The organism is Vibrio sp. V03_P4A6T147, assembly GCF_002241085.1.
GTDB classification, from domain to species: Bacteria; Pseudomonadota; Gammaproteobacteria; order Enterobacterales; family Vibrionaceae; genus Vibrio; species Vibrio anguillarum.
Genome location: NZ_NDIO01000195.1, coordinates 1 through 3,876, shown reverse-complemented (window position 1 = coordinate 3,876; position 3,876 = coordinate 1). Strand labels below are relative to the sequence as shown.

3 protein-coding genes are annotated in these 3,876 nt (G+C 41.0%); all 3 read right to left on the bottom strand.

The features are described from left to right. Nucleotides 1–195: 195 nt before the first annotated feature. The 3 genes from B9J84_RS07910 to B9J84_RS07900 are packed head-to-tail and all read right to left on the bottom strand — an operon-like array spanning nt 196 to nt 3,420. A complete protein-coding gene (locus tag B9J84_RS07910) occupies nt 196–669 on the bottom strand; it encodes a response regulator (protein ID WP_010317964.1) in 474 nt (157 codons plus the stop codon). Next, a complete protein-coding gene (locus B9J84_RS07905) occupies nt 656–1,993 on the bottom strand; it encodes an ATP-binding protein (RefSeq protein WP_017044755.1) in 1,338 nt (445 codons plus the stop codon). The genes B9J84_RS07910 and B9J84_RS07905 overlap by 14 nt, the downstream gene beginning before the upstream one ends. Before the next feature lie 8 nt (nt 1,994–2,001). Next, nucleotides 2,002–3,420 (bottom strand): DASS family sodium-coupled anion symporter, encoded by a 1,419-nt coding sequence (locus tag B9J84_RS07900; protein WP_026028719.1) that lies wholly within the window; start codon nt 3,418–3,420, stop codon nt 2,002–2,004. Between the last annotated feature and the right edge of the window lie 456 nt (nt 3,421–3,876).

Here is a 3,876-nt window from a genome sequence, read left to right as displayed (position 1 = left end):
CATATTGACACGTCATATATTAAGTCAGATAAATTGCAATTTAGACACTCTTCATCTCAATTTTATTTATGATGAAGAATCTTCTCAAGGACAAATATTGAATGCTGATGACAAGCTTATTGGCCATTTTAATATCATCGATTAATACCCAAACACTTTAATAGCCGCCGTTAAAGTTATTTGGGCATTATTCACTTATCTCAGTTTTGCTAGCACTATTTTCTGATCTAATTCGTTGTGATAGTCTTTATAATCTAAACCTACTTCAAAGATGAATTCTGTCACTAAAGTGCGAACACAATCTACCAGCTCTTTCGCATTCCATGGTTTCTCAAAATACCTATTTACACCTGCAGTGTTAATCGCATTGATCGTATCTGTGTGTGTTGCTTGCCCTGTTAACAGAATTTTCTTTGTTTTCTTAAATCTGGAATCTGCTGCGACCTCGGTTAATAATTCGACTCCTGTCTTTCCTGGCATCACATGATCTGACATCAGCAGCGCAATATGCTCACCTTGTTCGTCAAACTCATCCATTAGATCCAATACTTCATAAGCCGATTCACAATCTTCAATATTCAGCCAAGAAGTGAGTGGTTGAAGATCTTGCAGTATCGCACTTAATACTTCCCTTTGATCATCGACACAAATGATATTAAGCTTCTCCATAATCGCTCTCCGTGGGTAATTTAATTCTAAATATTGTTCTTTCATTGTCACTTTTGAGTACGACATTTCCACCATACCCAGAAACAATGCGTTTCACTATTGATAACCCTAGTCCCAAACCAAACGACAACCCTCCTTTTTTGGTGGTGAAGCTTGGTTGGAATATTTTCCGTCTAGTGGCTTCGTTAATTTCAGGACCGTTATTAGCAATGGTTACCAATATACGTTGTTTACTTAATTTGGTTTGTATCTCTATCATTGGCTCTGCTATGTTAGCCATCGCATCACAGGCATTTTTGATGATGTTTACCCAAATTTGTACCAGCTCTGTCTGAGATCCTTTAAATAAGGGTAATGCAGCAGGCCTAATACGGACACTGACACGTCGTAAATCACTCTGTAATAGTGCCAATGCTCGATTGATCGTATCGTTAATATCGAACTCTTCATCTTGAGTAATTTCAGTTCGGCCCAGTTGTTTTACTGATTTAACAATGCCAACAGTATGTTTAGAGGCCAAACGTAAATCATGCAAGTCACGGCCCATTTGCCAATAACGGATAGCTAAATGTGGATTTTTCAGCCAGTGCGAAGATAAGTAGTCTTCTGGAACCGCTTTTGCTAAATCTCTTGCCACATTTTTAGGCAGGGCGTATTGCTTTTCGAAAAGAGCACCTCGTCTTCTAGCTTCGTTTGACGATACTTTCTGACCATACATCAAGCCAAAATCGAAAAAGAGGCTCGCTTCAGGATGAACCTCTTCGAGTAGCTCCATAAACAGTACTTCTAATCGCTCAGATTTGCTACTCACTACCCCGATGGCATTGTTCAATTCATGGGCAATGCCCGCCGCTAACTGGCCCAAGGTCGTCATTTGCTCAGCCGAATATAACCTTTCTAATGCTTTTTCTTTTGCCACTGATTCTTGAGTTGCGCGTCGTTGACGGCGGGATAATTCATTCACAATAACGGGGGTAAACTGGGCGGTTAAAGGTCCATATTGATCTTCTTCTAAAACAGCCGTAGTTCGGTCGATCCAGGCAAGCTCTACCGTAGATTCAGCCACCACTGTTGAAGAAGCTATCCATTCACCAGAAAAAAAACTGTGCACGCCAATAAAAGCACCCGCACCGGCTGAAAAAACTTTTATCGGTTTATCGCCTTTTTCATTGTAATAGCCACTCAATTCTCCCGACCATACGAAATAGAGTCGATCATTATAACCTTCTTGCTCAATGACAATACTTCCCGAAGGCAGTTTCACCATCCGTTCAGGATGGCGAAAATAACGATCAATGAGTGCAACAAGTCTTTTATCCGACATAATGCTACCTAACCGATATGACCAACCGCATGAAGTAACCAAACCATAACAAAACTGAGCAGCACCCCAATCACACCGAGGACAACCCCTACTTTAGCCATTTGGTTACTTTGAACGTGCCCGGTAGCATGCGCCAACGCATTAGGTGGTGTACTGATAGGTAATGACATACCAAGTGATGCGGCAAAGGTAACCACGAGAATCAACGTGATTTCTCCACCTAGTGGAGTAAGCGAAGTCATTGAAGCACCAAGCGCGGCCATAATCGGCATTAATAAGTTCGCGGTGGCGGTATGTGACATAAAATTGGCCATAATGAGACACAAAAATGCCGCACCAAATAAAACAACGTAAGGTGAATACTGTGCAAAAGGAATGCTGTTCACCACTAGTTGCGCTAACCCAGTTTTGTCTAATGCAAGTCCTAGCGCAATACCACCAGACACTAACCACAACACATCCCAAGAAATTTTCTTTAGATCTTCTTTGTTGATGATGCCAGTAAGAGAAAAGACAGCCACAGGTATCAGTGCAACAGTATAAGAGTTCATACCATGGGTTGAGCCCATCAACCAAAGAAGAATGGTCAGAGCAAAGGTGACATACACAATAATGGCTTTTGGTGTTTTTAAAAATTTACCTTTAATGGTCAATTCAATTTTTTGTTGCTCTGCTTTAAACATGGCGCTAATCAATACCCACGCGAGTGCCATCATTATGATCACAAACGGCACCCCAAAGGCCATCCATTCACCAAAGGTAATTAAGTTTTCACCAACCAGATATTTCAATGCGATCGCATTGGGAGGAGTACCTATTGGCGTACCTATACCGCCAATATTAGCGGCGACCGGAATACACAAAGCAAAAGCAATTCGCCCTGGATCTTTTGGACCAAACACTGCGATGACAGGCGTTAAGATGGAAAGCATCATCGCTGTTGTTGCGGTATTGGACATAAACATCGAGAAGATGCCAGTAATTAACATCAAGCCTAACATGACATACTTGGGGTTCTGGCCAAATGGTTTGAGCAGCACTCGTGCAAGGTTGACATCCAAGCGATACTTAGTGGCGGCCATGGCTAAGAAAAAGCCACCCAAAAACAACATAATAATTGGGCTGGCAAACGTCGCCATGATATCAGTATGTTTTAGCAAGCCACCAAAATGAGCTTCTCCCTCAGCAAGCCTCATAAACCAGATACCTTTATCCGATACCATTAGGAGCTCTAGCACGATCACGACTACCGATGTGGCATAGATTGGGATCGGTTCAAATACCCAACAAAGAGCGGCGAGCAAAAAGATGGCAATCACTCGCTGCTGTATTACGGTCATCCCTTCAAAAGGGAAAGCGGTCATAGGCAACAATAAAATAAGTAATGGAACTAAAATAGGGATGATAAATTTTAAGTAAGGACGCACCATATAAACTCTTCCTGAGTACTCATAGAAACGATAATTAGAGGTGTACTTGAATCTCGAACAACGTTGCCATTATGTTACAGTTACTCAGCAAAAAGTTTGGTGTTAGATCAATGAACAACGATTACCACTAAGGCAAATACTCAGAATGAGGGGTCGCTTGCAAATCCTCTCACCACTCTTAGGTGTTAAACCAATAATCAACCACCCTCACATCATTAAAATTAATCAATCGTTTTATCTTTGCACAATCAAACATCTGCTACTTTAATAGTATAGGTATCGTCAATTTATAGATAACATGATAATATCCGCGACCAATTAGGATGTAGATCACATTGTCGGTAAATGGATGTTGTTCGCTTAAGCGACTTTTGACAAAAACAATCAAAGGTAACTCATTCATGTTTTTAAAAAATCTATCCATCAGACAGAAAATTGCAGGCTCATTTAGCC

Bases quoted from the DNA above. Each gene is read 5' to 3' on its own strand.
- B9J84_RS07905 (WP_017044755.1), bottom strand. From the start codon at position 1,993: ATGTCGGATAAAAGACTTGTTGCACTCATTGATCGTTATTTTCGCCAT.
- B9J84_RS07910 (WP_010317964.1), bottom strand. From the start codon at position 669: ATGGAGAAGCTTAATATCATTTGTGTCGATGATCAAAGGGAAGTATTA.